Genomic DNA, 3,182 nt, shown 5'->3' with positions numbered 1-3,182 from the left:
CGGAAGTACCCCTCCCCACCTCTGAAGTACCCCCTAACCCCTGAAAACTACTCCATAACATATTTTCGGCGGTAACTTTAATCCTATTTATGTTTACTTTTATTCCGCCAGTTACCAAAACTAAATACTATAGCCTTGAATACGCCATTACACAAAAGAACTACACTTGCGGCACCTGATAGGTGTTATAAATGCAATAGTGTATTTACACATACGTTACCGGTAAGTTTGAAGAAAAAATTGGTGGTTATTAAAAACGTTCGTTCTTTGGTTTTTTGCTCGCTTGTAAAATCGCTGTCACAAAACTTGCAGAAAAAAGGTTTAGTGCAAGTCGCCAATTTTGGGTTTGACAATTTGGCAAAACTGTTTTGCAACCTGACTGTGCAGTACGTTTTTAGGAACAGTCAGTGGTTATTTGACAGTTTGATTTTTGGCCTTTCTCTACCTGACAGGAAATTAAAAAATTGGCAGCAACAGCCGGTGCACGCAAGTTTTCCGCCAGCGGCTTAAATCAGGAATGGTTTGGCTCACGTTTCGGCGAGGCAAACCGCCGTTGGTTACCTGCAACCCACAAGCAACTTTGACTTTGGGGGTTGAAGAAAAATTTTAACAGCGAAGTGGTTATTTGAAACTTTTGCTCAGAAAATGATATTTTTATACAGTTAACAACTTGACCATGAATAAAAAACCTACCGGTAACAAATTGTACATGGCAGGCGGGGGTTTTAGCGGTCTGACAAGTCAGACCTTGCGCCCACTTTCCTGCGGGTCTGACACGATTTCTTCCAGAAATCCCGCCCGACCACATACAAGTGACCGTTACCAATTCAATATAAAACATTATGGATAAGCGCACGATTACAGAAACAATCATTGCCTTAGAGACGGCAGCTCTTGATGCATGGCACAAGTGCAATCCTTCGCCCTACCTCGAACTTTATTCAATTCGTTGAAAAATTTTTAAACGGCATTTATGGAATTAATGAAAGCTTTGCATCCTATCAGAAAATCTATATTATGAAAGCAATATCCATTTTAGTATTAAGCCTAATCTTCAGCAATTTATTTGCCCAGGAAATTCAGGAAAAAGAAATCAAAACAGACGTTAATCAGGTAACTGTTTTTATCGACAAAGCTCAGATTACACGACAAAAAACCGTTGAGCTTAGTCCGGGAACCACTATTCTTAAATTTACAAACCTGTCTCCTTTTGTTGATGCAAAAAGTGTTCAGGTAAAAGCAAACGGCGATGTAACAGTTCTGGCCGTGAATCATCAGCAGAATTTCTTAGATAAACTTGAAAAATCTGACGAAGTAAAAAGAATTGAAACCAAACTTGATGAATTAAACGATCAACTTCAATTGGAGGAAACCTACCTTGCCGTTTTGAAAGAAGAACTAACTTTTTTAAATGACAATCGGATTATCGGTGGCAAAAACAACGAATTAAATATTTCAACGCTAAAAGAAGCATCCGAATTTTACGGTTCTAAACTTACTTCACTAAAATTGAAGGAAATAGAAAGAAGTAAAACCATAGAAAGCTTAAGAAGACAAAAAAACGAGCTCCAAAGTCAATTAAATACATTAACAAGTAAGAAAGAATTTGCTTCAGGCGAGATTTTAGTAAAAGTTGAATGTAAAACCAAAACAACTCCCACTTTCGAATTATCATACATTGTAGCTAATGCCGGGTGGTATCCAACCTATGACATTCGGGCAAAAACCATTAACGACCCCGTTGAAATAATTTACAAAGCGAATTTACGGCAAGACACCAAAGTCGACTGGAAGGATGTTAAACTTTCTTTCTCGTCCTCGAATCCAAACGCATCGGGTGTAGCGCCCGAGCTAAAAACGTATTACCTCGATTATTATAGTTTGCCGCCGGTTTACAACCAATCAATAAACTCGGTGAATGGCCAGGTAGTAGATGAAGACAACCATCCGTTAATTGGCGTAACGGTTATGGTACCCAATACGACAATTGGAGCAATAACAGATATGAATGGAAATTATTCGCTTACTCTTCCCCGTAATACCGACTATCTGAACTTTTCGTTTATCGGTTGCGAGAGTCAGACTTTGCCAATTACAAGCTCCGTAATTAATGTAAAAATGCTTGATGATAAAGCAGGACTCGATGAAGTAGTGGTGGTAGGTTATGGTGTTCAAACAGATGCTGAACCATCGTCAATGCTACAGGGAAGAGTTGCCGGTTTATCACTCAATAAAACAAAAATCAGGGAAACAGAAAGTATCGCAATTCCTTTTGAAAAAACGGAAAATCAAACCTCCATAAATTTTGAGATTTCGACTCCCTATTCCGTTCATTCCGACAATAAAAATTATTCGGTTGATATGGTCGTGTACCAGGTACCTGCATTTTTCCAATACTATTCTGTGCCAAAAATTGAAAAAGAAGCCTACTTAATTGCCAATATCACTGATTGGGAAAAGTATAATTTACTGGAAGGTGAAGCCAATATTTTTTTCGAAGGAACATTTGTTGGGAAATCACTTTTAGATGTCCGGTTCGCGTCAGACACTTTGCAGTTATCGTTAGGCAAAGACAAAAATGTAATGGTTAACCGCGAAAAGGAAAAGGATTTTGAAACCCGGCAGTTTATAGGTGCAAAGAAAGAAGAATCAAAGTCGTGGAAAACAACGGTTAAAAACAACAAAAGCCAGGAAATTAATATGATTGTACTGGACCAGGCGCCGGTTTCAAAACTCGACGATATTGAAGTAACTATTCAAACCATTTCGGGGGCTAAGCTAAACAAAGAAAACGGCGAGGTTAAATGGGAGTTTACCTTAAAACCTATGGCGAAAAAGGAATTTGATTTAAAGTATTCGGTAAAATACCCAAAATCGAAGAATCTGGTCATTGAATAAAAACGATGCCTCATGCGCCAGGTGGCACAAATTTACAACTCGGTAAAACAAGCCGCCCAAATGAATATACCCGGCGCCAAAGCCATTTTCGAAGACCTGAAGAAACGTTTTATGAAAACCCGCTCGGCAAACAACGCTGAGCAAGCTGAATAACAGATTTTGACTAGTCCTAAATAAGCGTTACAGATTATTGGACTAAGTTAATAGATTCACAGACCGTTTCAAAGCTAGCTTTGAAACGGTCTGTTCTTTTATAGCTTTTAATTTTAATGGTATCTTGTTTG

3 protein-coding genes are annotated in these 3,182 nt (G+C 38.5%); all 3 read left to right on the top strand.

Annotation, left to right across the window (positions count from 1 at the left end):
- Positions 1-135: 135 nt before the first annotated feature.
- The 3 genes from MR764_RS20100 to MR764_RS20090 all read left to right on the top strand — a co-directional run bounded on the left by MR764_RS20100 (position 136) and on the right by MR764_RS20090 (position 3,051).
- Positions 136-510: a hypothetical protein gene (locus MR764_RS20100; RefSeq protein ID WP_247981253.1), complete on the top strand. Its 375-nt coding sequence runs from the start codon at positions 136-138 to the stop codon at positions 508-510.
- 507 nt (positions 511-1,017) lie between these two features.
- Entirely contained in the window at positions 1,018-2,898 is a 1,881-nt protein-coding gene (locus MR764_RS20095) for a DUF4139 domain-containing protein (RefSeq protein WP_247981252.1), read from the top strand.
- Between the two features lie 12 nt (positions 2,899-2,910).
- Entirely contained in the window at positions 2,911-3,051 is a 141-nt protein-coding gene (locus MR764_RS20090; RefSeq protein ID WP_247981251.1) for a hypothetical protein, read from the top strand.
- Positions 3,052-3,182 lie beyond the last annotated feature (131 nt).

Origin of the sequence: Maribellus sp. YY47 (assembly GCF_023111095.1) — a bacterium.
GTDB lineage: Bacteria > Bacteroidota > Bacteroidia > Bacteroidales > Prolixibacteraceae > Draconibacterium.
Note: the sequence above shows the minus strand (reverse complement) of the source record. Positions and strands in the feature narration are given on the sequence as shown.

Coding starts and splice junctions, on each gene's coding strand:
- MR764_RS20095 (WP_247981252.1), top strand. CDS start 1,018: ATGAAAGCAATATCCATTTTAGTATTAAGCCTAATCTTCAGCAATTTA.
- MR764_RS20090 (WP_247981251.1), top strand. CDS start 2,911: ATGCGCCAGGTGGCACAAATTTACAACTCGGTAAAACAAGCCGCCCAA.